We start from the raw sequence: 22,334 nt of genomic DNA, 5'->3' as shown, positions 1-22,334 counted from the left end.
TAGTGGTGAAAGTGAGTGGACAGCTGCTGCTGTCCGACTCAATAAATAGAGCTAATAGTGGCGCGCAAGCACCTATTAGCTGTGAATCTGCGGGTAAAACACCCGTTAAATCTCACCGTTTGCTGGCAGTTAAGAATTTTTCAGTAACGGTAATCCCCAGTCAGGCTGGGCAGAGGCACACATTCTACCCATTTTCCTGACTTTCCGGCCATTCTGGGTGCTTTGCCACATGCCTGCTCATCGCTATACTGCGCGGCATCTATAGTCGACAAGAGCCGAGCTCTGTGAACCGGCCCGCCCCCGTGAAATCCGATAACTTCTTCGTATTGCTGTTTCAGGCCCTGCGCCAGCGTCGCGTGCCGTTGCCGCTGCGTATCGCCAGCCATAGCTTGCTGCTCGTCGTTATGGCGCTGGCGATCTATGCGTGGGTGATTGGCATGCAGTTCAAGCAAGCCATGCAGCAACAAGCTGACGCGCTGGGCACCAGCCTGATTATCCAGACATCCGCTTCGGCGACCGAGCTGCTGGTTTCCAACGATATTCTCAGCCTTAACGTGCTGCTGAATAATCTGGTGAAAAACCCGCTGGTTGCGCATGCTGCCATTTACAGCGTCGATAACCGTATTCTCGCCGAAGCCGGCACGCGCCCGAGCCAAAGCATTCTCGGCGAAACCGACGGCCTCTACTCGACCGCGATCACCTTTCAGGATGTGATTGCCGGGCAGTTGCGCATCAGCCTCGATATGCAGCAGTTCCAGCAACCGATGACGATCAGCCTGCAGAGCATGGGCATTCTCAGCCTTATTCTGCTGGCCCTGACCCTGGCCTTGAGTCTGCGCCTGGGCCGGCACATTTCCACGCCGCTGATGCAGTTGCGCATCTGGCTGCGCGACCCGGATGATCACGCGCCAGGCGCGGGCCGTAATGATGAAGTCGGCGATCTCGCCCGTCAGTTGCAAGCGCGTCTGGTCCCTGAAAAACCGGAGCCCGAGCCGGTCGAAGAGCCAGAACCTGCGCTGGATGACATCGACGACAGCTTCCTTGATGAGCCTGAGGCTGCCGCGCAATCCTTTCATGTTCCCGACCTCAGCGCCGATCGCGATGAGTTCGATATTGACGACGCTCCTGCGGACCGGACACCGTCGCAGCCACGGCCTGCCGTGCGCCGTGCGCCGGTATTCACCGCCCTCGACGATGGCGATGACGACGATGCCTTCGACGGCTTGCAGCCCGAACCTGAGCCCGTTGCCCAGCACACGCCAGTGGCGCCAGCGCCGGTTAAATCCACTTTGCCAAGCGCGGTGCTGGCGATTCAGCTCGGCGCGCAGGACCAGCTCAAGCGCCTGCCCCGCAGCCGCTTGCTGGAATTGCTCAAGCGCTATCGCGGCTGCCTTGATCAGGCATCGGCCTTGTATGAAGGCGAGCTGTATACCCTGAGCGACGGCAGCAGCCTGATGCTGTTCCATTGTCAGGAAGGTGACGACGATTACCTGACCCATGCCATTTGCTGCGGTGAGCTGATGCGCGCGCTGGGCCACGCCCTGCAGATAGAAGTCGCCGACAGCGGCATCACACTGCAATTGCAGCTCGGCATGACTCAGGGCAAGAACCTCACTGGCCTGAGCCAGGGTGAGTTGCTGCTCAATGAACACGCGCAAGATGCACTCGCGCTGTCGCAACACAGCCGCAATCTGCTGCTGGTTGAGCGCAGCATTGCTGAAGACCCGCTGGTACGCCAGCGTGCGCGCATTCGTGCGATTGCCAGCCCCGAGGGTGCCAGCTGCGTTGAGCGTCTGCTGGAGCCTTACCCGTCGTTGTTGGAACGCCAACTGGGCCGGATGCACGAAACCCAGTGATGCCAGATCCCGGATAAAACAAAACCCGCAATTGCGGGTTTTGTTTTATCCGGGCAACGCTATCAGAAGCGATAAACCTCGGAATCTATGCGGATCGGCTGGGCCATCGGTATCTTCGGCGGAGGCTCTTTCGCCGCCGGGGTTGGCGCAGGCTTCTTGGCCGCTGGCGGCGTCACCGCTACAGGCGTTGCGCTGTTGGTCTTGATCGCATCGGCCAACTGGCCAACCAGTTGCTGCACCGCCAGGCTTTGCGCCCGAACCTGATCAGCAATGCTGCCCTCATGCGCCTCTTCGATGTGCACCATGCGGCCATCAATCAACTGGCCATCCTTGCTCATCAGGCGCCACTGCGCATCCAGCACGGCAGGCTGCTGCGGGCCTGAGTCGAGCCGGGCGATGGTCAGCAGAACCTGTACTTGCGGGGTGAAGCCCGGCTCCGCTGGCGACAACACCAAACGCTGGCTGTCGAGGCGTGAAGCCAGTTGACGCAGCAGTTGCTGATCCAGCTCGGCAGCCAGGCTGCCTGCCCAACGCACACCGCTGGCCGCGATCAAGCTACCGTCAGCCTGACGCTGCAAAAGGGTTTCACGCTGCAAGTAATCCGCAATCGACACCGGGCCCAGCAGAACAGCAATGCCGTCCTTGTCCGCTGGCACACTGATTTTGCCGCTATCCAACTGATACAAAGGCACCGGTTGCTGACTTACACAACCTACAAGACTAACCAGGCCTGTCAAAAGTAATACTAAAGGGAGGCGCACTAGGCTCATCACTCTCATCCAGCCGGCAAACTGTACCGGCATCCAAATAATCGATTGGCTAGCGGGGCATAGACGGCAATTAAGCAGTTATCCGAACTTCGACGAAATACTGCATATAAACCGCCATAATCGGTGGATTTACGCCCGCAGATGAAGAGTCAAAAGGTCGTCATTACCGCTGAGTCATGCACGGATGATGCCCTCGGCGCTAGCCGAAGGCGCATATCATCCGCTAAAGCGCGCCATGACTCCAGCCTTGTACTCATACAAGCTGTTATCAAGCCGGTGTAATCCGCTCGACCAGCAACCCATCAACACGCTGGAATCCGCGCGGAAGCTTGTTCCCGCGACGCCCGCGTTCACCTTTGTAGTGCTCAAGATCATCGGCTTTCAGCGACAAGGTGCGCTTACCCGCTTGCAGCACCAGCGTTGCGCCCACCGGCAACACAGCCAGATCGGTCAGATACTCTTCACGGCTGGCCACCCGGTCACCAGGAATGCCAATAATCTTGTTGCCCTTGCCTTTGCCCAACTGCGGCAGATCCGCCACTTTGAACAGCAACAGACGGCCTTCGGTAGTGACGGCAGCCAGCCAGTCCTCTTCGCGGCTGGTCAGCGGCTTGGGCGCAACAACCTTGGCACCGGCAGGCAGACTCAGCAGCGCCTTGCCCGCCTTGTTCTTGGCTTGCAGGTCTTCACCTTTAACCACAAATCCGTAGCCGGCATCCGAGGCGATCACGTAGAGCGCGTCGTCTTCTGGCATCATTACCGCTTCAAACACGGCGCCAGGCGGCGGCGTCAGGCGGCCGGTAAGCGGCTCACCCTGACCGCGGGCTGATGGCAACGAGTGGGCAGGCAACGAATAGCTACGCCCTGTCGAGTCAATGAACACCGCGTACTGATTAGAGCGTCCCGGCGCTGCAACTTTGAATCCGTCGCCGGCTTTATAAGAGAGGCCGGTGGCGTCGATGTCATGGCCTTTGGCACAGCGCACCCAGCCTTTTTCAGACACCACCACGGTGACCGGCTCGGTCGGCAACAACTCAGTCTCAGACAACGCCCGCGCTTCGCTGCGCGCGACGATTGGCGAGCGGCGGTCGTCGCCATAGGTTTCGGCATCCTTGATGATTTCATCACGCACCAGCTTCTTCAGCTTGGCTTCGCTGCCCAACAGTTTGAGCAACTTGTCGCGCTCTTTGGCCAGCTCATCCTGCTCGCCGCGGATTTTCATTTCTTCGAGCCGCGCCAACTGACGCAAGCGCGTATCGAGGATGTAATCGGCCTGCACGTCAGTCAGCGCAAAGCGCTCGATCAACACTTGTTTGGGCTGGTCTTCGGTACGGATGATATGAATCACTTCATCCAGATTGAGGAAGGCAATCAACAAACCTTCCAACAGGTGCAGACGCTTCTCGACCTTGTCGAGGCGGAACTGCAAACGACGGCGTACGGTGTTGGTCCGGTAAGCCAGCCATTCGCGGAGCATTTCGCGCAGGTTTTTCACCTGCGGCTTGCCATCCAGGCCAATCACGTTGGTGTTGACCCGGTAGCTGGACTCCAGCTCGGTGGTGGCGAACAGGTGCTGCATCAGCTCTTCGCAATCGACGCGGTTGGAACGCGGGATAATCACGATGCGGCACGGGTTTTCGTGATCAGACTCGTCACGCAAGTCCGCGACCATCGGCAATTTCTTGGCCTGCATCTGCGCGGCAATCTGCTCAAGCACCTTGGAACCCGAGACCTGATGCGGCAGGGAGGTGACGACGATATCGCCATCTTCGATGCGATACACCGCACGCATGCGCACCGAGCCTTTGCCTGTCTCGTAGACCTTGAGCAGCTCGCTGCGCGGCGTGATGATTTCAGCTTCGGTCGGATAATCCGGCCCTTGAACATGCTCGCAGAGCTGTTCGACCGTGGCGTTTGGCTCATCGAGCAGGCGCACACAGGCTGCTGCCACTTCACGCAGGTTATGCGGCGGTACATCGGTGGCCATGCCCACGGCAATGCCGGTGGTGCCATTCAGGAGCAAGTTCGGCAAACGTGCCGGCAAAGTCGCCGGCTCGTTGAGTGTACCGTCGAAATTCGGCACCCAATCAACCGTGCCCTGGCCCAACTCAGTCAGCAAGACCTCGGAATAGCGGGACAACCGCGCCTCGGTGTAACGCATGGCCGCGAATGACTTCGGATCATCCGGCGCACCCCAGTTACCCTGGCCGTCGACCAGCGTGTAGCGGTAGCTGAACGGTTGCGCCATCAGCACCATCGCCTCGTAGCAGGCAGAGTCGCCGTGCGGGTGGAACTTACCCAGCACATCACCGACGGTACGCGCCGATTTCTTGTGCTTGGAATCAGCGTCCAGGCCCAGTTCGCTCATCGCGTAGATGATGCGCCGCTGCACGGGCTTCAAACCATCACCGATATGCGGCAGCGCGCGATCCATGATCACGTACATCGAGTAGTTGAGGTAAGCCTGCTCGGTAAAGTCGGCCAACGAACGGCGTTCTACGCCATCCAGGCTCAAGTCGAGTAAATCGCTCATGCGGGCCTCATTGCAAAGTTGATTGGCGCAGCATCAAGGTGCCGTCGCGCTGGGTAAATTCGAGTTGTTTGAGGGCGCTCATACCGAGCAGCACCTCATCGCCATGCATGCCAGGCGCAATTAACGCCGGCACGTCGCGCAGTTCAATTGCGCCCAGTTTAAGCCGGTCGAGCCGGGTTTTGTGGGCGGTAGCCCGGCCATTTGCGGTGCGGATCACAATCGGCGCGCCCGCTTGCAGGCCAAGCTGTTCAGCCACTGCACTCGGCACCGCCACCTGCGTGGCGCCGGTATCGAGCAAAAAGGTCACATCATTGCCGTTTATCTGCCCCGCCGAGACGTAATGCCCATCACGGGAGCTGACCAAGCGGACTTCAATATAGTCGTTGCCCTGAACCGACACCGGCGCCTGATTGGGGTTGTACTGAGCCGTTTCCCAGTCGCCGAAAAAGCGTGTCGCCAGCAAAATGCCTGCGCCCCACGCCAGCACCCACATCACCCGCCCCGCGCGTTTGCCCGGCGTCTGCTCAGTCACTCCGCTTGCTCCCAGCCACCTTTTGGCGCGGCAAAACGCCAGACGATTGACCGGTCTTCGCCATCGGCGCGCGTGTGAGCACCGGTATCCAGACCAATCCAGGCGCCTTCGGGATCAATCCACAGCGCCTCGGCCATGCCGTATTTACTGTCGTAGCGGCGGGCGTCGGTCAGTGCCTCTTCGGCAAAGGACCAACAGCGCTCGACGGCACCAGTTTCAAGTTCACGGCGACAGATCTGATGCGCCTGACGTTCCAGGGTGAAGAGTTTTTCCTGATAAAAGCTCAGATCGGAATAATCCTTGGGCACTGGTCCCGCGCCAAGTTTGGGCGCAACCACAACCCCGCTCTCGCTTTGCAGCACGCAAGGGCCCTGACAGCGCCAGTTGTTGGACTTGCCATACAACGCCAGCAAACCCCGCCGCTCACGCTCGGCAGCCAACCACATGCGCTCGCCTGCCGGATCAATCGCAATCCCTTCAAGCATGGCGTTAAAGTGCAGCAGCAAGCCACTGGCTCGCGCCTGTCGCATGAATGTTTTCGGCAGGGTCAGCCACTCGGGCTCCCCCGCTGGCGGCATTTTCAACACACCAGCATGCGCCTCGCTGAGCAGGTAACGGTTGCCAGCGGAATCACAGGAAATGCCTTCGAAGTCCAGATCGCCACCGCGGATCAGGCCGGTGATCCAGCCGCGCATTTTCATGCCCCAAGGCCGCATGTTGTCCGGCAGCGGCGGCGCAACAAATGTCTCAGCCTCGGCTTGCCACGGACTCACATCGGTGTTGAGCCGATAAACGCGCCCGTCTTCACGGTCGGAAACCGCCCACAAGGCATCACCGCACCACGCCAGCCCGGACAGGTTGCCCTGCTCCATGCCGGCGACTGGGTTTTCACTGAGCAGCTTGAGTTCTTCGGGGGCCTCGGTCGCCGCAAACAGCGGCGCCGAGATAAACAGGGTCAGGGTAAATAACAGCTGCCTCAAAGCAGAACCTCAGCCAGATTTCCTTTCGACTCCAGCCACGACTTGCGATCAGACGCACGTTTTTTGGCCAGCAGCATATCCATGATCTCTTCCGTACCGGCGAAGTCTTCCAGCGTGAGCTGAACCAGACGACGGGTGTTCGGATCCATGGTGGTTTCACGCAGTTGCGGCGGATTCATCTCGCCCAGCCCCTTGAATCGCGTGACTTGCGGTTTGCCGCGACGCTTCTCGGCGACCAGTCGATCAAGAATACCGTCGCGCTCGGCATCATCCAACGCGTAGAAAATCTCTTTGCCTTGGTCAATGCGATACAACGGCGGCATGGCCACGAAAATGTGCCCGGCGTCGACCAACGGACGGAAGTGCCGAACAAACAACGCGCACAACAAAGTGGCAATGTGCAGACCATCAGAGTCGGCGTCGGCAAGGATGCAGATTTTGCCGTAGCGCAGTTGCGTCAGATCAGTGGAACCTGGATCGATACCGATCGCGACGGCAATATCGTGAACTTCTTGCGAGCCCAACACCACGCTGCCATCGACTTCCCAGGTGTTAAGAATCTTGCCGCGCAACGGCATGATCGCCTGAAACTCTTTATCGCGCGCCTGCTTGGCCGAACCGCCAGCAGAATCACCCTCTACCAGAAACAGCTCAGAACGCTTCGGGTCCTGCCCAGCGCAATCGGCCAATTTACCGGGCAGCGCCGGACCTTGGGTGATGCGCTTGCGCTCGACCTTTTTCGCAGCCTTGAGGCGACGGCTGGCATTGCTGATAGCCAGTTCAGCCAACTGCTGACCCAACTCAGGGTTGGCATTGAGCCACAGGCTAAACGCATCTTTGACCACGCCCGAGACAAACGCCGAGGCTTCTCGCGACGACAGACGCTCTTTGGTCTGCCCTGAAAACTGGGCGTCCTGCATTTTCATCGAGAGGACGAAGGCAATACGTTCCCAGACATCTTCCGGCGCCAGCTTGACGCCACGCGGGATCAGGTTGCGGAATTCGCAGAACTCGCGCAGGGCATCGAGCAAGCCCTGACGCAGGCCGTTGACGTGCGTGCCGCCCTGCGCTGTCGGGATCAGGTTGACGTAACTTTCCTGAACGCTGTCGCCGCCTTCCGGCAACCACAGCAGCGCCCAATCAACGGCTTCTTTATTGCCGCTCAGGCTGCCGCAGAACGGCATATCCGGCAGACGCTGGAACTCGCTGACGGCATCGACCAGATAGGAGCGCAGGCCGTCCTCATAAAGCCATTCAACCCGCTCGCCGCTGGCTTTGTCTTCAAAGCTGACAGCCAGACCCGGGCAGAGTACTGCCTTGGCCTTGAGCACGTGCTTGAGGCGGCTGATCGAGAACTTCGGCGAATCAAAATATTTGCCATCCGGCCAGAAGTGCACGCTGGTGCCCGTGTTGCGCTTGCCAACCGTCCCCACCACTTGCAAGTCGCTGGATTTAAAGCCATCGGCAAAGGTCATCTGGTATTCGCTGCCGTCACGCTTGACCCGCACTTCAACGTGGGTCGAGAGCGCGTTGACCACCGAGATGCCCACACCGTGCAAACCGCCTGAGAACTGGTAGTTCTTGTTGGAGAACTTACCGCCGGCGTGCAGCTTGGTGAAAATCAGCTCGACGCCGCTGATGCCTTCTTCAGGGTGCATATCGACCGGCATACCGCGCCCGTCATCGCTGACTTCGAGCGAGTTGTCCTGATGCAGGATGACCTGGATCGAACGGGCATGACCGGCCAGCGCTTCGTCGACACTGTTGTCGATGACTTCCTGAGCCAGGTGATTGGGCCGACTGGTGTCGGTGTACATGCCGGGACGTTTACGAACCGGATCAAGACCGGAAAGGACTTCGATGGCGTCTGCGTTATAACTGGCCATAGGTCTCTTAATCTTCTTCAGTTAATCGAGGTACTTCTAAACAGAGCGCGAGGTGCAGGGTTCGGCCATCAACTGGCTAATCACTGCACATCCAGCGCGCAAAAATTGGTATCACGCCAGTATTGTGGCGCGATCCCCGCAAAAGCAAAGAGCATTGGCAGGCGCTCAGCAAATCCCTGAAAGCCGTGATCGCCGCCAGCCTGAATACGCAAGGCACACTGGCGATAAAATACGCCTGCGTCGCGATAATCAAGGGTTTCATCAGCCGTTTGCAACCAGACCTGATAACGGCTTCCATCCGTCGGCGGCGGCACATCAAGCTCAGCCAACGCGCTCACATGATCGGCGGTCAGATCCCAGGTTTCATTGCTGTAAAAGTTGGTCTGCGGGCCTAAATAACCATCAAAGCGTAAATGCGGACTCACAGCAGGATTGATCAGCAGCGCTTTAAGCCCATGCCGCTCAGCCAAGTGGGTCGCATAGTAGCCGCCCAGCGAGCTACCGACCAGCACAGGCCGCCCGAGGGTTTCGATCAGCGTCTCTATCTGCGCGATTGCCACACGCGGATGATGATGCAGAGCCGGTATCGCCAACTGTTCGGCCAGCCCCATGTGCTGCATTGCCCGCTGCAACTGACTGGCTTTGTGCGAGGCTGGCGAGCTGTTCAGACCGTGTAAGTAGAGGATGCTGGGGTGACTGGCAGGCATGGATTTTCGAGTGAATTGATTAATAAGGCCAAACGGTAGCAGCTTTACAGGGTCAGGCTCTAGCCCAAGAAGTTGCAAAGCGTAAGCCTGATGCACCGCCAGCCCTGAGAAACAGACCAGACGTGCAGGCGCACGACGGCTAGCGGTTAATAGCCTTTAACGCTGTAGTCGACCACGTAATCGATCCCGGCCACCCGTGACACGCCGGTTTCCAAGCGGCCGTCGTCGTACAAGCGCAACCAGCGATACCCCGGTTCGGTTGTGTCGACCTGAAAGTCTTCACTGCCCGGCATGAACTGCACGCAGGTGGACGGCGACGCCAGCAGACGCAGGTTACCGCGCATCTGGTCGAACTCCTGATGCACATGCCCCCAAAGTACGGCGCGCGCCTGTGGAAAGCGGTCCAGCACAGCAAACAGCGCGCCCGGATTGCGCAAGCCAATCGGCTCCATCCAGCGGCAACCAATGCTCACAGGGTGATGATGCAGGGTAATCAAGTGATGGCGCTCTGGCGCCTCGCTCAAGGCACGTTCCAGCAGCGCCAATTGTTGGTCACCCAGATAGCCAGGCACAGCGCCAGGGACTGAGGAATCCAGCACAATGACCCGCCAGTTGCCGACATCCACGACCGGGTCAAGCAGATGAGTCGCAACGCAGGCGGCCTGCATCGCCGGCACTTCATCATGATTGCCTGGCAACCAACGCGCAGGCGCATCAATGGCCGAGCTGACCTCACGGAAGCGCTGATACGAGGCTTCGCTGCCATCCTGTGAGAGATCGCCCGTGGCCAGCACAAGATCGACCACCGGCTGCTCTTGCAGAACCCGGTCGACCACTTGCTGCAAACTGTCGTAAGTATCCATGCCCAACAATCTGCCGCCCTCTTCCTCAAGAAGATGACTGTCTGAAAGTTGCACGATGAGTACGGAAGAATCGGTTTTAGACATCGGCGCGCTCGGCAAAAGCCATCTCCTTGAGCGGAATAGCTAAAGTATGGAGGCTAGCTTAGATGGCAGTAAACCCGCTAAGCGGGCCTGTATCACAGAATTTCAGACTGTTCTGAATGTAGGCCGGTCTGCCTAGCGTGAGCCCACTAAAACCGGCTCCGGCTCATGCCCGCATTCAAGGCAATGGCTGAGCCACTCACCCAAAAACACGTTGAGCTGGGTTTTCTCGTCCGGTTGGTGCATCGCCGCATTGGGATACGGGTAAATACTGCGGAAGCGCCGGGCGCTCTGCGCACTGATGACTTCAGCCATGCGCGCATCGTGATACACCCGAACCTCCAGGGTTGGCACCGGCATCCACGACAGATTATGTTCCTGACTCACCTCGATGGTGGAGGTGTAAGGGCAGTTTTCCAGCACGTTGAGCGCCAGCATGCCCATGGAGTGTTGCTCGCTGGTGATAGCAATCCGGCGCACGCCCTCCTCCTGGCGCATTGCCGGGAGCAAGCGCATCAGCCGAGCATAATTCGCCTCACAGGTGGCCTGCAGTTCCAGCAGGTCTACCCGGTAGCGCTCACGTAGCAAATTTAAACCCACATCCCCCTCACTTCGGCGCGGTTAAGCGCCAGCCATTGCAGCGCAATAATGCTCGCTGCATTGTCGATAATGCCATTTTTAACGGCCTGCAAGGCATCTTCGAATGCCCACACATGCACCTTGATATCTTCACCCTCTTCAGCAAGACCGTGCACGCCACCAGCGTTGGAACTGTCGCAACGGCCGATAAACAGATGAACACGTTCGTCCGACCCACCGGGTGAAGGATAGTACTGAGTGATGGGCCACAGCGCCCCAAGCTCAAGCGCGGCTTCCTCTACCGCCTCACGGCGTGCCACCTCTTCAGGCTGCTCGTCTTTGTCTATCAAACCGGCCACAAGTTCAAGTAACCACGGGCTGGCGCTTTTATCGGCCGCGCCAACGCGAAACTGCTCGATCAGCACTACTTCGTCGCGTTGCGCGTCGTAGGGCAGCACGCAGACCGCATCGTGGCGAACAAACAGCTCGCGACTGATCTCAGGCCCCATCGCGCCGCTGAACTGGCGATGACGCAGACGCAGCCGGTCGAGCCGGTAGAAGCCCTTGAAACAGGTTTCACGCTGCAGTATTTCCAGCGAGTCCGCATCGGCTTTGAACAGTTCACTCATGGTTGTCTCATCTCATTCATCAGCTGCTTTCGCGCATCCTAACTCTGCGCGCCCAGCTATGCAGCCAATTTACGTGGTACGCCGGTGCAAGCCACAAGCCGTTGGCGGGCAATGGGCCAGATCAGGTAATGTGCTGCGAACTCGTGCACGCTTGTGCAGTCAAAACGCACCATCAGCAGATAACCTGTGGATCATGTGAAGCCCTTTGCGCCCTTGCCCAAACCTTCCAACACCCTTGTAAACTCTGCATTCTCTTCATTCAGCCAACGAAGAATTCAATGTCCCTGAGCAAATTACTCGCAATAGCAGGTTTCGGCCTGATCCTCGGTGGCTGCCAAAGCCTGCTGCCGCAACAAGAACCCCTGCAGCCTAAACGCGTGGCGTGGGAGCACCGTCTGCCAGGCTGCGCGGGTGAATCTTGCCCGCTGGTGAACATCGACACGCTGAAGTTCGCCAACAATCCACAACTGGATGAACTGGTTGAAAAGCGCCTGCTCAGCATGACCCAAAACTCACCGGACGCGCCGCAGCCCACCTCGCTGGAGTCGTTTGAAAAGGACTTCCTGCAAAACGCCGAGCCAGGCTGGAAAACCTATCTGCAGGCCAAACTAATTGATCAACATGACGATGTTGCGGTGATTGAGTTCTCCAGCTACATCGACACGGGAGGCAATCACGGTATGCCCGGTCGCGGTTTCATCAACTACGACCGCGACACAGGGAAGGTGCTGACCCTCAACGATATTCTGCTGCCGAGCCGGTCCGGGGCATTCTGGGCTCAAGTCGAGCAAGCCCATAAGCGTTGGCTGGCGAAGAATCAGCTGGATAAAGACCCAAGCTTTGTAAAGGACTGGCCGTTCCGCGAAACGCAAAACATTGCGTTGACGCGCGACCAGTTGCTGCTCAAATACGATGTACTGACCCTCGGCCCGTACTCGAATGGCCATCCGTCGCTGACCATTCCGTACGCTCAGCTCAAGGGGATACTGAAACCAGAGTTTTTGCCTGAGAGCTGAGTTTTCCCAGCACGAACTGCAACCCCGCCGCCGCTAACAACGCCGGCAGGGTTGCACCCACGTCCGGCCAGAAATTGCTCAGCAGGTGATAAATCACCGCACCACAGCCCCAGGCTGCCACGGTATCCCAGCGTAATGCTGGCAACGCTCCCTGCGGAACCTGCCGACGGCGCAGAATAAAGTGATCAACCAGCACCACGCCAAACAACGGCGCGAACACCGAGCCGATCAGCAGCAGAAAATTCTGGTATTCAGCCAACGGCGCAAACAGCGCGATCAAGGTGCACAGCGCGCCAATCGCCAGCGCCAGGTACTCGACCTTGAACGCCAGCAGAATCCCGCTGGAAACCGCCGCCGAGTGAATATCGGCAAAGGCATTCTCGGACTCGTCGAGCAGGATCAGCAATAACGGTATCCCCAGCCCCGCGCCCGCCAATGCCAGCAGCAAGGTGTTGACCTCGGCATCTGCCGCAAACGCCAGCGTATAAGCAACGCCGAGACTCATCAGCCAGAAGTTGCCCAGGAAGAATCCGCAGGCTGTGCCGCCAAATACGCTGCGCGCACTCTTGCCGAAGCGCGAGTAATCGGCGATCAACGGCAGCCACGACAGTGGCATGGCGATGGCAATATCAAAGCCCAGCGCAAACGGCATCGAACCATCACCGGTGCGCGCCCAAAGCGCGGTCATGTCGGCTTTGTCGAACAGGTTCCAGGTCAGCCAGACGCACGCCCCGAGCAACAACCAGATGCCCCACTTGCGCAGAATCCGCCGCACGAACGTCAGTGGGCCACTTACTGCCAGCAGTGTTGCCAGCGCACCAAACAGCAGGGTCCAGAGCATCGGCTCGGTGAGCAGGCTGTTCTCACCGAATGCACGGCCCGCCAGCAGGCTGGCAGCGTCACGCATGACGATAATCTCGAATGCACCCCAACCAACCAGTTGCAGCAAATTGAGCAGCGCTGGCAGCACTGCACCCTTGCTGCCCAGCGACAGTTTGAGCGCTGCCATCGAAGCCAGCCCGGTATCGCTGCCGATGACCGCAACCGCGCCGAGCAGCAGCACGCCGACCGCGGTGCCGCAAGCAATGGCCAGCATAGCGCCGCTCATGCCCAGGCCCGGCGCGAGCAAAGCGCCAAGCTGCAAGACCATCAAGCCGATGCCCAGAGAGAACCACAGCGAGAACAGGTCACGGCCGCCGAATACGCGCTGCCCGGCCGGAACCGCCAGATGAGGTGAATAAGTATTGGGAGTTTTCATGCGCAAGGCATCTCAATCAACAGATAAGCAAAAGCCGGAGTCAGTAACCCCGGCGCTCTAAAACCACGAATCAGGTGCGCGGCGATCAAGCCGACGCACCTTTTATTGGGATCAGACCTGACGGTAGATCACCGAGCCTTCATCCTTGAACCGCGCCGATTGCTCCTTGAAGCCGGCCTCGACTGCCTTGCTTTCATCAGACAAGCCGTTGACCTTGGCATAGTCGCGAACTTCCTGAGTGATTTTCATCGAACAGAACTTCGGCCCGCACATCGAGCAGAAATGCGCGACCTTGGCGGAGTCCTTCGGCAGCGTCTCATCGTGATAGCTGCGCGCCGTGTCCGGATCCAGCCCGAGGTTGAACTGATCTTCCCAGCGGAATTCGAAACGCGCTTTCGACAGCGCGTTGTCGCGAATCTGCGCGCCGGGATGGCCTTTCGCCAAGTCAGCGGCATGCGCGGCAATCTTGTAAGTGATGATGCCGGTCTTGACGTCATCCTTGCTCGGCAAGCCGAGGTGCTCTTTCGGTGTCACGTAGCACAGCATCGCGCAGCCGAACCAGCCGATCATTGCCGCACCGATACCCGAGGTAATGTGGTCATAGCCAGGCGCAATGTCGGTGGTTAACGGGCCGAGGGTATAAAACGGCGCCTCGTCACAGCACTCCAACTGCTTGTCCATGTTCTCTTTGATCATGTGCATCGGCACGTGGCCGGGGCCTTCGATCATGCACTGCACATCATGCTTCCAGGCGATCTTGGTCAGCTCGCCGAGGGTTTCCAGTTCGCCGAATTGCGCCGCATCGTTAGCGTCGGCAATCGAGCCGGGACGCAGGCCGTCACCCAGCGAGAAGCTGACGTCGTAGGCCTTCATGATTTCGCAGATTTCGTCGAAATGGGTGTAGAGGAAGTTCTCTTTATGGTGCGCCAGGCACCACTTGGCCATGATCGAGCCGCCGCGGGAAACAATGCCGGTCACACGCTTGGCTGTCAGCGGCACGTAACGCAGCAGCACACCAGCGTGAATGGTGAAGTAGTCGACGCCCTGCTCGGCTTGCTCGATGAGCGTATCGCGGAACAATTCCCAGGTCAGGTCTTCGGCCACGCCGTTTACCTTTTCCAGCGCCTGATAAATCGGCACCGTGCCAATTGGTACTGGCGAGTTACGGATGATCCACTCGCGGGTTTCGTGGATGTGCTTACCGGTCGAGAGGTCCATGACCGTATCGGAGCCCCAACGGATTCCCCAGGTCAGCTTGGCCACTTCCTCTTCAATCGAGGAGCCCAGCGCCGAGTTGCCGATGTTGCCGTTGATCTTGACCAGAAAGTTACGGCCGATAATCATCGGCTCAAGCTCGGTGTGGTTGATGTTGGCGGGGATAATCGCCCGGCCACGCGCAACTTCTTCACGAACGAATTCGGCGGTGATCTGCTTGGGAATCGCCGCGCCAAAGCTCTGCCCGGCGTGCTGCGCATCAAGCAGGCCGGCGGCACGCGCTTCCTGCAGTTTGAGGTTTTCGCGGATGGCGATGTATTCCATCTCAGGCGTGATGATGCCTTTGCGTGCGTAGTGCATCTGGCTGACGTTATGGCCAGGCTTGGCGCGACGCGGATTGCGCACATGAGCGAAGCGCATCTTGGTCAACTCAGGGTCGGCAAGGCGTTCCTGACCGAAGCGCGAGCTGAGGCCCTCAAGCAATTCGGTGTCATTACGCTCGGCAATCCAGACAGAGCGCACATCAGCGAGGCCTTTGCGCACATCAATCTGCACGGCAGGATCGGTATACGGACCCGACGTATCGTAGACCAGCACCGGCGCGTTGATTTCACCGCCGAACTCGGTCGGGGTTATGTCCAGGCTGATTTCGCGCATAGGTACACGGATGTCCGGGCGCGAACCTTCCACGTAGACTTTTCGCGACCGCGGGAAGGGCTGAATCGACTGTTGATCGACCTTGGCTGATTCGCTGAGGTTCTGCAGGCTATTTTGTTGTTGTACGCTCATCGACTAACACTCTCCTGAGTAGTATGTCGGAGCGAACTTGAACAGAGACGGGTGGCGCGGGGGGCACGGATTGAGTGCCGAGAGACTCATCATGGCAGGTGATGAGGACATCTTGTTCCCTACGCAGGCCTTAACCTGATCAGGTTCAACGGGATCCGGCAATATGCCAATCTCAGCCCCTCAATTAGGGCACCCCGACAAGAACGCGCTCAGTCTAAACAACTGTGCAGGTGAAAACCAAGCCCCTTGAGGCCAATTCGTCGTAAAGTGACTCACCGGCCGAGTTTTCATTGATTGTTGCTGTGAAGCAACATAGCTTGTTGCAAACTACACTCTCTGCGGCAGGGCCTCATCTTGACCCTTATGGCAGCTAACCTTAGCCTTGCTGACTAACATCGAACCTAGGAAAAACCAATGCTGCGCAGACTCACCTTGGCACTCGCTGTTGCCTCTGCTTCGGTAGGCTCGGCTTGGGCAGAACAAGCCCATGTCCCGCTGACAACTAAAACGGACCTGGTATCGGTCTATAACGAAGCAGCCAACAACAACGCTGATCTGGCAGCTGCGCGCGCTGACTATCAGGCGCGCCGCGAAGTTGTTCCTCAGGCGCGGGCTGGCTTACTGCCAAATCTTACGGGTGGTGCAACCGTGGGTAATACCCGGACCTCGCTCGACCAGCCTTCAACCACGCTGTCGCGCAGCGGCACCAGCTATCAGGCCAACCTGAGCCAGCCGCTGTTCCGTGCGGATCGCTGGTATCAACTGCAAGCTGCCGAAGCGACCAGCGAGCAGGCTGCACTGGATTTGTCCGCCACCGAACAGAACCTGATTCTTTCGAGTGCCGAGACTTACTTCGCCGTGCTGCGCGCGCAGGACACACTGGCATCAACCAAGGCCGAAGAAGCGGCGTTCAAGCGCCAACTCGATCAGTCCAATGAGCGCTTTGAAGTTGGCTTGTCAGACAAAACCGACGTGCTCGAAGCGCAAGCCGGTTACGACACCGCACGCGCCAACCGGATTATTGCGCAGCGCCAGGTTGATGATGCTTTTCAAGCCTTGATGACCCTGACCAACCGCGACTACACCTCGATCGAAGGCATCAAGCACACGCTGCCAATCCTGGCCCCGACGCCAAATGATGCCAAGGCCTGGGTCGATACGGCTGCCGCGCAGAACCTCAACCTGCAAGCCAGCAACTTTGCCGTGGACGCCGCCAATGAAACCCTGCGTCAGCGCAAGGCCGGTCACGCGCCGACACTCGATGCAGTGGCCAGTTACGAGCAAGGCGACAACGACAGCCTTGGCTTTACCAATACCGGCATTCCGACAGGCGCTCAGCCGTACGGCAGCGATGTTTCGCAAACCACGCTCGGCCTGCAGTTGAATATCCCGATCTACAGCGGCGGCCTGACCAGCTCGCAAGTGCGCGAAGCCTATCAGCGCCTTGACCAGACCGAACAGCTGCGCGAAAGCCTGCGTCGCAAGATCGTTCAGGACACGCGCAACTTCCACCGCGCCGTGAACACCGACGTAGAAACTGTACAGGCGCGTAAGCAGTCGATCATCTCCAACCAGAGCGCACTTGAGGCGACTCAAATCGGTTATCAGGTGGGCACGCGCAACATCGTTGACGTACTCGACGCCCAGCGTCAGCTGTACAGCTCGGTGCGCAACTACAACGATGCCCGTTACGACTACATCCTCAACAACCTGCGCCTCAAGCAGGCCGCCGGCACCCTCAGCCCGGGCGATCTGGAAGCGCTGGGTGCTTACCTCAAGCCCGACTACAATCCGGATAAAGACTTCCTTCCGCCAGATCTGGCCAAAGCCGCCGAGGCGCAAATGCACGGCAATCCGCAGTACTGATTACTGCCGGTTGAAACAAAAAACCCGACTGCTGTCGGGTTTTTTATGCGCGGCTGTTTTGATCAGCGTTTGAGTAAGGCATCCAAGCCGTCAAGCAAGCGCTGCAGCGCGCCCTGATTAGCCTGCATCACCGCCAGACCGGCGCTGTGCATTGCCTCAGCCTGCTGCGGCTGCTGCCATAACTGCTTGAGTTGGACCGCCAGTTGCTCGCCACTGTCGACATCGAGCAAGGCGCCAGCACTGCGCAGCAACGCAGTGATTTCGAGAAAGTTGAACACATGCGGGCCCATCAGAATCGGCTTGCCCAGCGCAGCAGGTTCAAGCGGATTGTGCCCACCGCTGGCAATCAAGCTGCCGCCGACAAAGGCCAGGTCGGCCAGCGCGTACAAAAACAGCAGCTCGCCCATGGTGTCACCCAGCAATACCTGATGCTCGGCAGTCACAGCGGCAGCGGTTGAACGCCGCTGAGTGTTAAAACCTTCGCGTCGGCACAGCTCGAACACCGAGTTGAAGCGCTCGGGATGACGCGGCACCAGAATCAACAGCGCTCGCGGATCACCTTCAAGCACCTGACGATGCGCCAGCAGTACCTGTTCATCCTCACCTTCGTGAGTACTCGCTGCAATCCATATCGGCCGATCCTGAGCCGCCCACTGCGCGCGTAACTCAGCCGCCCGGGCCAACAGCGCCGGGTCGATACGCAGATCAAACTTGATTGAACCGGTGACATCCACACACTCGGCGCGAGCGCCCAGATCACGGAAGCGCTGCGCTTCGGTCTGCGTTTGCACCGCAATCAGATCCAACTCGGCGAGCATCGGCGCTGTCAGTTTGGCGAAGCGCGCATAACCACGCGCCGAACGCTCGGAAAGCCGCGCATTGGCCAGCGCCACCGGAATACCGCGGCGCGCACATTGATGAATATGATTAGGCCACAGCTCGGTTTCCATGATCACCGCCAGCTTGGGCTGCAGTCGTTTAAGAAAACGCGCGGCCGCCCACGGCAAGTCATAAGGCATGTAGCAATGCTGCACACGGCCCTGATACTCGGCACCAGAAAACATGGCCTGAATACGCTCGGAACCGGTCGGCGTCATGCAGGTAATGGTGAGCGGCAGCTGTGGATAACGTTCCAGCAATTGGCGAATCATCGGCGCCGCGGCAATGCTTTCACCCACCGACACCGCATGCACCCAAATGCCGCCTGGCTGCAGCGGCGGCAGGCCAAAAGCAAACCGCTCAGCGATGCGTTTGGCGTACGCCGGGGCACGCCATGCACGCCAAGCCAGACGCACAGCGATCAGCGGTAAACCGAGATAAAACAACAGACTATAAATTGATCGATTCATGGGCGCGCAGCTTAGCAGAGCGATCAATTTCCATCAGCCGATTGCCCGCAGATGCTCGGCAAAACTTTTACCCAGCCACTGCGCAGCCGGCCCAAGCGCTTCATCCCGGCGCCTGACCAGTTCCACCACCAAAGGCGGCGGCGTCCAATCGCAGGGCAGTTCAACCAATTGACTGAGATACGTCGGGTAGCTTGCAACGTGGCGCGGCAACCAGGCCCAGCCCAGATTGCGCATCACCAGCTCGGCCATGGCGTAAAAGCTATCCGCCCGCCAGACAGAGGGGCTGAGCTGTTCACCGCCCGGATACTGGCCCTCTTGTGGCGCCATGAGAAGCTGGCGGTGACGCGCCAACTCACGGCGGCCAATGTGCGTCACTTGAGCCAGAGGGTGATTGGCTGCGCATACCGTTACCATCTCAATCGTGCCCAAACGCTGACGCTCAAGCGCATCGGGCATCTTCTCGTGGTTGAACAACAAGCCCAGATCGGCCCGGCGCTCCAGCAGCTTATTGGCAACTTCACCTTGAGCGCCGCTTGCCAGCTGCACCTCCAGCAGCGGAAACGCCTGAGACAGTGACTCCAAACTGTCGAGCACCGGCTGATAAGGCATGGCCTCATCCTGCGCCAGGCGCAAGCACGCCTCCTCACCCCGGCTCAGGCCCAGCGCTCGTCCTTCAAGGCGCTGGCATTGGTGCAGCACATCCCGCGCTTCGGCCAACAACGCACTGCCTGCGGCGGTTAACACGGGCTGGCGGCCACTGCTGCGCTCGAACAGGGTTACACCCAGATCGGCCTCCAGCATGGCAATCGCCGAACTCACCGCCGACTGCACGCGATTCATCTGCCGCGCCACAGCCGAAAACGACCGGCCCTCGGCGACCCCAACAAACAGACGCAACTGTTCAAGATTCCACTGCATACCCATCTCCATAGCAGATAGGTAATCACTTTATCCCATCATGTAAATGACTAGAATCGCTCAATCGAAAAGGAGACTGATTATGTCCGGTTACTTGTATCTGGCGATTGCCATAACCGCTGAAGTGATTGCGACGACCTCGATGAAAGCGCTCAACGGCTTCAGCAAGCCATTGCCGTTGCTGCTGGTGATCGTTGGCTACGCGATTTCGTTCTGGATGCTAAGCCTGGTGGTCAAAACCATTCCTGTGGGCGTGGCCTATGCCGTGTGGGCCGGTCTGGGCATTGTGCTGGTGAGTATTGCTGCTGCGGTGCTTTACCAGCAGACGTTGGATTTAGCTGCAATAGCGGGCATGGCGCTGATTATTGCGGGGGTTGTGGTTATTCAAATGTTTTCTCGGTCAGTCGGGCACTGAGATCAAGAGTTGTAACCGTCGCCCGCGCTATACTGGGAGCCTGTTTGACTGTTGAGGCGTTCACATGTCCCAAGCTCTGAGTACCGACGTGCTAATCGTTGGTGGCGGTATCGCAGGCCTATGGCTCAATGCGCGGTTGCGCCGTGAAGGCTATGCCACGCTGCTACTGGAAAACGCCACACTGGGTGGCGGCCAGAGTGTAGCTTCGCAAGGCATCATCCACGGCGGCGCGAAGTACGCGCTGCACGGGGCACTGACTGGCGCCTCCGAAGCCATCGCCGATATGCCACGGCGCTGGCGCGAAGCGATTGCCGGCAACGGCGAAATCGACCTGAGCGGTGTACGCCTACTTTCCGATGCGCATTATTTATGGTCGCCAGGCAGCCTTGCCGGCAATCTCACCAGCTTCTTTGCCAGCAAAGCCGTGCGCGGCCGGGTTGATCAGGTCAAAGGGGATCAGTTGCCACCGGCCCTGCAAGACCGCAAGTTCAAGGGCAAGGTTTATCGCCTGGCCGAGTTGGTGCTGGATGTGCCAAGCCTGATTACCCGGCTCGCCGAACTCAGCGCCAATAGCCTGCTGGCCTGTAAGGTGATTGAACCGCTGCACGAAAACCAGCAACTGGTGGGCCTGCGCGTAGACGGCCGGGAAATTCGCGCCCAGCGCATCGTGCTCAGCGCCGGCAGCGGCACTGCTGAACTGCTGACTGCGCTCGGCCTGAGCAAGCCTGAGCAACAATTACGCCCTCTGCACATGGTGCTGGCCAAAGGGCCATCGCTAAAGCCCTTGTATGCCCATTGCCTGGGTGGCGGTCCCAAACCACGCGTCACTGTAACCACTCATCCTTGCTCAGACGGCGAATGGGTGTGGTACATGGGCGGCGACATCGCCGAAGCCAGTGGCGTGGCGCGCTCGCCTGAAGAACAGATTCAAGCGGCACAAACTGAAATAGCCTCGTTGCTGCCATGGATCGACCTGAGCACCGCCAAATGGGCGACGTTCCGGGTTGATCGCGCCGAGCCGGCACAATCCAGCCTGATGCGGCCAGACAATGCGTTTCTGGCTGATGAAGGAACACTGATCGTCGGCTGGCCGACCAAGCTGGCGCTGGCACCAGACTTTGCCGACCGGGTAATGGCGAGCCTGAAACGCGATGCCATCGTCCCAGCCGAGCATCCAGCATTACCTGTACTCAAGCAGCCTGAAGTCGCCCAGCCAATCTGGGAGCACATGTTCGCATGAGCAGCCTGCATCATTTGCACCGGCCACTGGGCAGCAGCGGCTTGCAGGTTTCTCCGCTAGGCCTCGGCACCGTCAAGATTGGCCGCGATCAGGGCGTCAAATACCCGAATGGTTTCACCATTCCCGACGACGCCAGCGTGCGCCAGTTACTCGCCCAGGCGCGCGATCTTGGCATCAACCTGCTCGACACCGCGCCCGCTTATGGCAATAGCGAAAGCCGACTCGGCCCGCTGCTACGCGGGCAACGTCAGGACTGGGTCATCGTCAGCAAGGTTGGCGAAGAGTTCGACAACGGCCTCTCCTCTTTCGACTTCAGCCCGGCCCACACCCGCTACTCCGTCGAGCGCAGCCTGCAACGGCTGGAGACGGACTACATCGACATGCTGTTGGTGCATTCAGACGGCAACGACGTCGATATTCTGCAAAACAGCGGGATCTACCAAACCCTGCAAGCACTGAAACAGGAAGGCAAGATTCGCGGTTTCGGCCTGTCCGGAAAAACCGTGGCGGGCGGGCTGCTGGCGCTGGAGCAAGGCGACTGCGCGATGGTCACTTACAACCTTAATGAGCAGGCCGAATTGCCGGTTCTCGATTATGCGGCCGAGCACGGCAAGGCAATCCTCATCAAGAAAGCCCTCGCCAGCGGGCACGCCTGCCTCGCTCCTGGTGCCGATCCAATACGCGCCAGCTTCGAACTGATATTTGCCCATCCGGCGGTTAGCAGCGCAATCATTGGCACCATCAACGCAAAACATCTATCTTCGAATGTCGCAATGGCCGCCGAGGTGATTCAGGCTTTACGCTGAGACACAGCCCTCGGAGCTGACTGAATACCGGCGCACGCACTCACGG

General features: G+C 58.9%; 19 protein-coding genes and 1 riboswitch. Of the genes, 6 read left to right on the top strand and 13 right to left on the bottom strand.

Going from position 1 to position 22,334, the window contains the following annotated elements:
* The first annotated feature begins 284 nt into the window (after positions 1-284).
* Positions 285-1,856: a histidine kinase gene (locus tag FEZ62_RS09775; protein WP_069898298.1), complete on the top strand. Its 1,572-nt coding sequence runs from the start codon at positions 285-287 to the stop codon at positions 1,854-1,856.
* A gap of 62 nt (positions 1,857-1,918) precedes the next feature.
* Here FEZ62_RS09775 and FEZ62_RS09770 read toward each other — a convergent pair whose 3' ends face one another.
* The 9 genes from FEZ62_RS09770 to nudF all read right to left on the bottom strand — a co-directional run bounded on the left by FEZ62_RS09770 (position 1,919) and on the right by nudF (position 11,416).
* The gene (locus FEZ62_RS09770) at positions 1,919-2,626 is read right to left on the bottom strand and encodes an ABC-type transport auxiliary lipoprotein family protein (RefSeq protein ID WP_172927518.1); all 708 of its coding nucleotides are present in this window, start codon (positions 2,624-2,626) and stop codon (positions 1,919-1,921) included.
* A 268-nt stretch (positions 2,627-2,894) separates the two neighbouring features.
* A complete protein-coding gene (gene parC, locus FEZ62_RS09765; RefSeq protein WP_172927517.1) occupies positions 2,895-5,159 on the bottom strand; it encodes a DNA topoisomerase IV subunit A in 2,265 nt (754 codons plus the stop codon).
* Positions 5,160-5,166: 7 nt separating this feature from the next.
* Positions 5,167-5,691 carry a TIGR02281 family clan AA aspartic protease gene (locus tag FEZ62_RS09760; RefSeq protein WP_069898301.1) on the bottom strand — a complete coding sequence of 175 codons (525 nt, stop codon included), beginning with the start codon at positions 5,689-5,691 and terminating at the stop codon, positions 5,167-5,169.
* Positions 5,688-6,662, bottom strand: coding sequence for an esterase-like activity of phytase family protein (locus FEZ62_RS09755; RefSeq protein ID WP_242454936.1), 975 nt, complete (start codon positions 6,660-6,662; stop codon positions 5,688-5,690). The genes FEZ62_RS09760 and FEZ62_RS09755 overlap by 4 nt, the downstream gene beginning before the upstream one ends.
* 5 nt (positions 6,663-6,667) lie before the next feature.
* Complete coding sequence (gene parE / locus FEZ62_RS09750) at positions 6,668-8,557, bottom strand: DNA topoisomerase IV subunit B (protein ID WP_172927515.1); 1,890 nt, start codon at positions 8,555-8,557, stop codon at positions 6,668-6,670.
* Between the two features lie 80 nt (positions 8,558-8,637).
* The gene (locus FEZ62_RS09745; RefSeq protein WP_172927514.1) at positions 8,638-9,264 is read right to left on the bottom strand and encodes a YqiA/YcfP family alpha/beta fold hydrolase; all 627 of its coding nucleotides are present in this window, start codon (positions 9,262-9,264) and stop codon (positions 8,638-8,640) included.
* Positions 9,265-9,410: 146 nt separating this feature from the next.
* On the bottom strand, positions 9,411-10,226 hold the full coding sequence (gene cpdA, locus FEZ62_RS09740) for a 3',5'-cyclic-AMP phosphodiesterase (protein WP_172927513.1): 816 nt from the start codon (positions 10,224-10,226) through the stop codon (positions 9,411-9,413).
* 117 nt (positions 10,227-10,343) lie between these two features.
* On the bottom strand, positions 10,344-10,808 hold the full coding sequence (locus FEZ62_RS09735; protein ID WP_069898306.1) for a DUF1249 domain-containing protein: 465 nt from the start codon (positions 10,806-10,808) through the stop codon (positions 10,344-10,346).
* Positions 10,799-11,416: an ADP-ribose diphosphatase gene (gene nudF / locus FEZ62_RS09730; protein WP_069898307.1), complete on the bottom strand. Its 618-nt coding sequence runs from the start codon at positions 11,414-11,416 to the stop codon at positions 10,799-10,801. The genes FEZ62_RS09735 and nudF overlap by 10 nt, the downstream gene beginning before the upstream one ends.
* Before the next feature lie 278 nt (positions 11,417-11,694).
* On the opposite strand from nudF, the gene FEZ62_RS09725 reads away from it, so the two are divergent.
* On the top strand, positions 11,695-12,432 hold the full coding sequence (locus tag FEZ62_RS09725; RefSeq protein WP_172927512.1) for an RsiV family protein: 738 nt from the start codon (positions 11,695-11,697) through the stop codon (positions 12,430-12,432).
* On the opposite strand, the gene cytX is transcribed toward FEZ62_RS09725, so the two are convergent.
* Together cytX and thiC are read right to left on the bottom strand one after the other, a co-directional pair.
* Positions 12,392-13,690: a putative hydroxymethylpyrimidine transporter CytX gene (cytX, locus tag FEZ62_RS09720; protein WP_172927511.1), complete on the bottom strand. Its 1,299-nt coding sequence runs from the start codon at positions 13,688-13,690 to the stop codon at positions 12,392-12,394. The genes FEZ62_RS09725 and cytX overlap by 41 nt on opposite strands.
* Before the next feature lie 111 nt (positions 13,691-13,801).
* The gene (gene thiC / locus FEZ62_RS09715; RefSeq protein ID WP_172927510.1) at positions 13,802-15,694 is read right to left on the bottom strand and encodes a phosphomethylpyrimidine synthase ThiC; all 1,893 of its coding nucleotides are present in this window, start codon (positions 15,692-15,694) and stop codon (positions 13,802-13,804) included.
* A 99-nt stretch (positions 15,695-15,793) separates the two neighbouring features.
* Positions 15,794-15,901, bottom strand: a riboswitch (TPP riboswitch).
* A gap of 207 nt (positions 15,902-16,108) precedes the next feature.
* Here thiC and FEZ62_RS09710 point away from each other — a divergent pair.
* Entirely contained in the window at positions 16,109-17,560 is a 1,452-nt protein-coding gene (locus FEZ62_RS09710) for a TolC family outer membrane protein (RefSeq protein ID WP_069898311.1), read from the top strand.
* Positions 17,561-17,622: 62 nt separating this feature from the next.
* Here FEZ62_RS09710 and waaA read toward each other — a convergent pair whose 3' ends face one another.
* Complete coding sequence (gene waaA, locus FEZ62_RS09705; RefSeq protein ID WP_172927509.1) at positions 17,623-18,909, bottom strand: lipid IV(A) 3-deoxy-D-manno-octulosonic acid transferase; 1,287 nt, start codon at positions 18,907-18,909, stop codon at positions 17,623-17,625.
* Positions 18,910-18,942: 33 nt separating this feature from the next.
* The gene (locus tag FEZ62_RS09700; protein ID WP_172927508.1) at positions 18,943-19,827 is read right to left on the bottom strand and encodes a LysR family transcriptional regulator; all 885 of its coding nucleotides are present in this window, start codon (positions 19,825-19,827) and stop codon (positions 18,943-18,945) included.
* A gap of 82 nt (positions 19,828-19,909) precedes the next feature.
* On the opposite strand from FEZ62_RS09700, the gene FEZ62_RS09695 reads away from it, so the two are divergent.
* From FEZ62_RS09695 to FEZ62_RS09685, 3 genes are all read left to right on the top strand, one after another.
* On the top strand, positions 19,910-20,242 hold the full coding sequence (locus FEZ62_RS09695; protein WP_069898314.1) for a multidrug efflux SMR transporter: 333 nt from the start codon (positions 19,910-19,912) through the stop codon (positions 20,240-20,242).
* Positions 20,243-20,306: 64 nt separating this feature from the next.
* Positions 20,307-21,482 carry an FAD-dependent oxidoreductase gene (locus FEZ62_RS09690; protein WP_172927507.1) on the top strand — a complete coding sequence of 392 codons (1,176 nt, stop codon included), beginning with the start codon at positions 20,307-20,309 and terminating at the stop codon, positions 21,480-21,482.
* A complete protein-coding gene (locus FEZ62_RS09685; RefSeq protein ID WP_172927506.1) occupies positions 21,479-22,288 on the top strand; it encodes an aldo/keto reductase in 810 nt (269 codons plus the stop codon). The genes FEZ62_RS09690 and FEZ62_RS09685 overlap by 4 nt, the downstream gene beginning before the upstream one ends.
* The last annotated feature ends 46 nt before the right edge of the window (positions 22,289-22,334 follow it).

The sequence above is a fragment of the Pseudomonas sp. MS19 genome (assembly GCF_013277615.1).
Classification (GTDB): Bacteria; Pseudomonadota; Gammaproteobacteria; order Pseudomonadales; family Pseudomonadaceae; genus Aquipseudomonas; species Aquipseudomonas marincola.
This window is presented reverse-complemented; position numbering and strand designations above follow the sequence as displayed.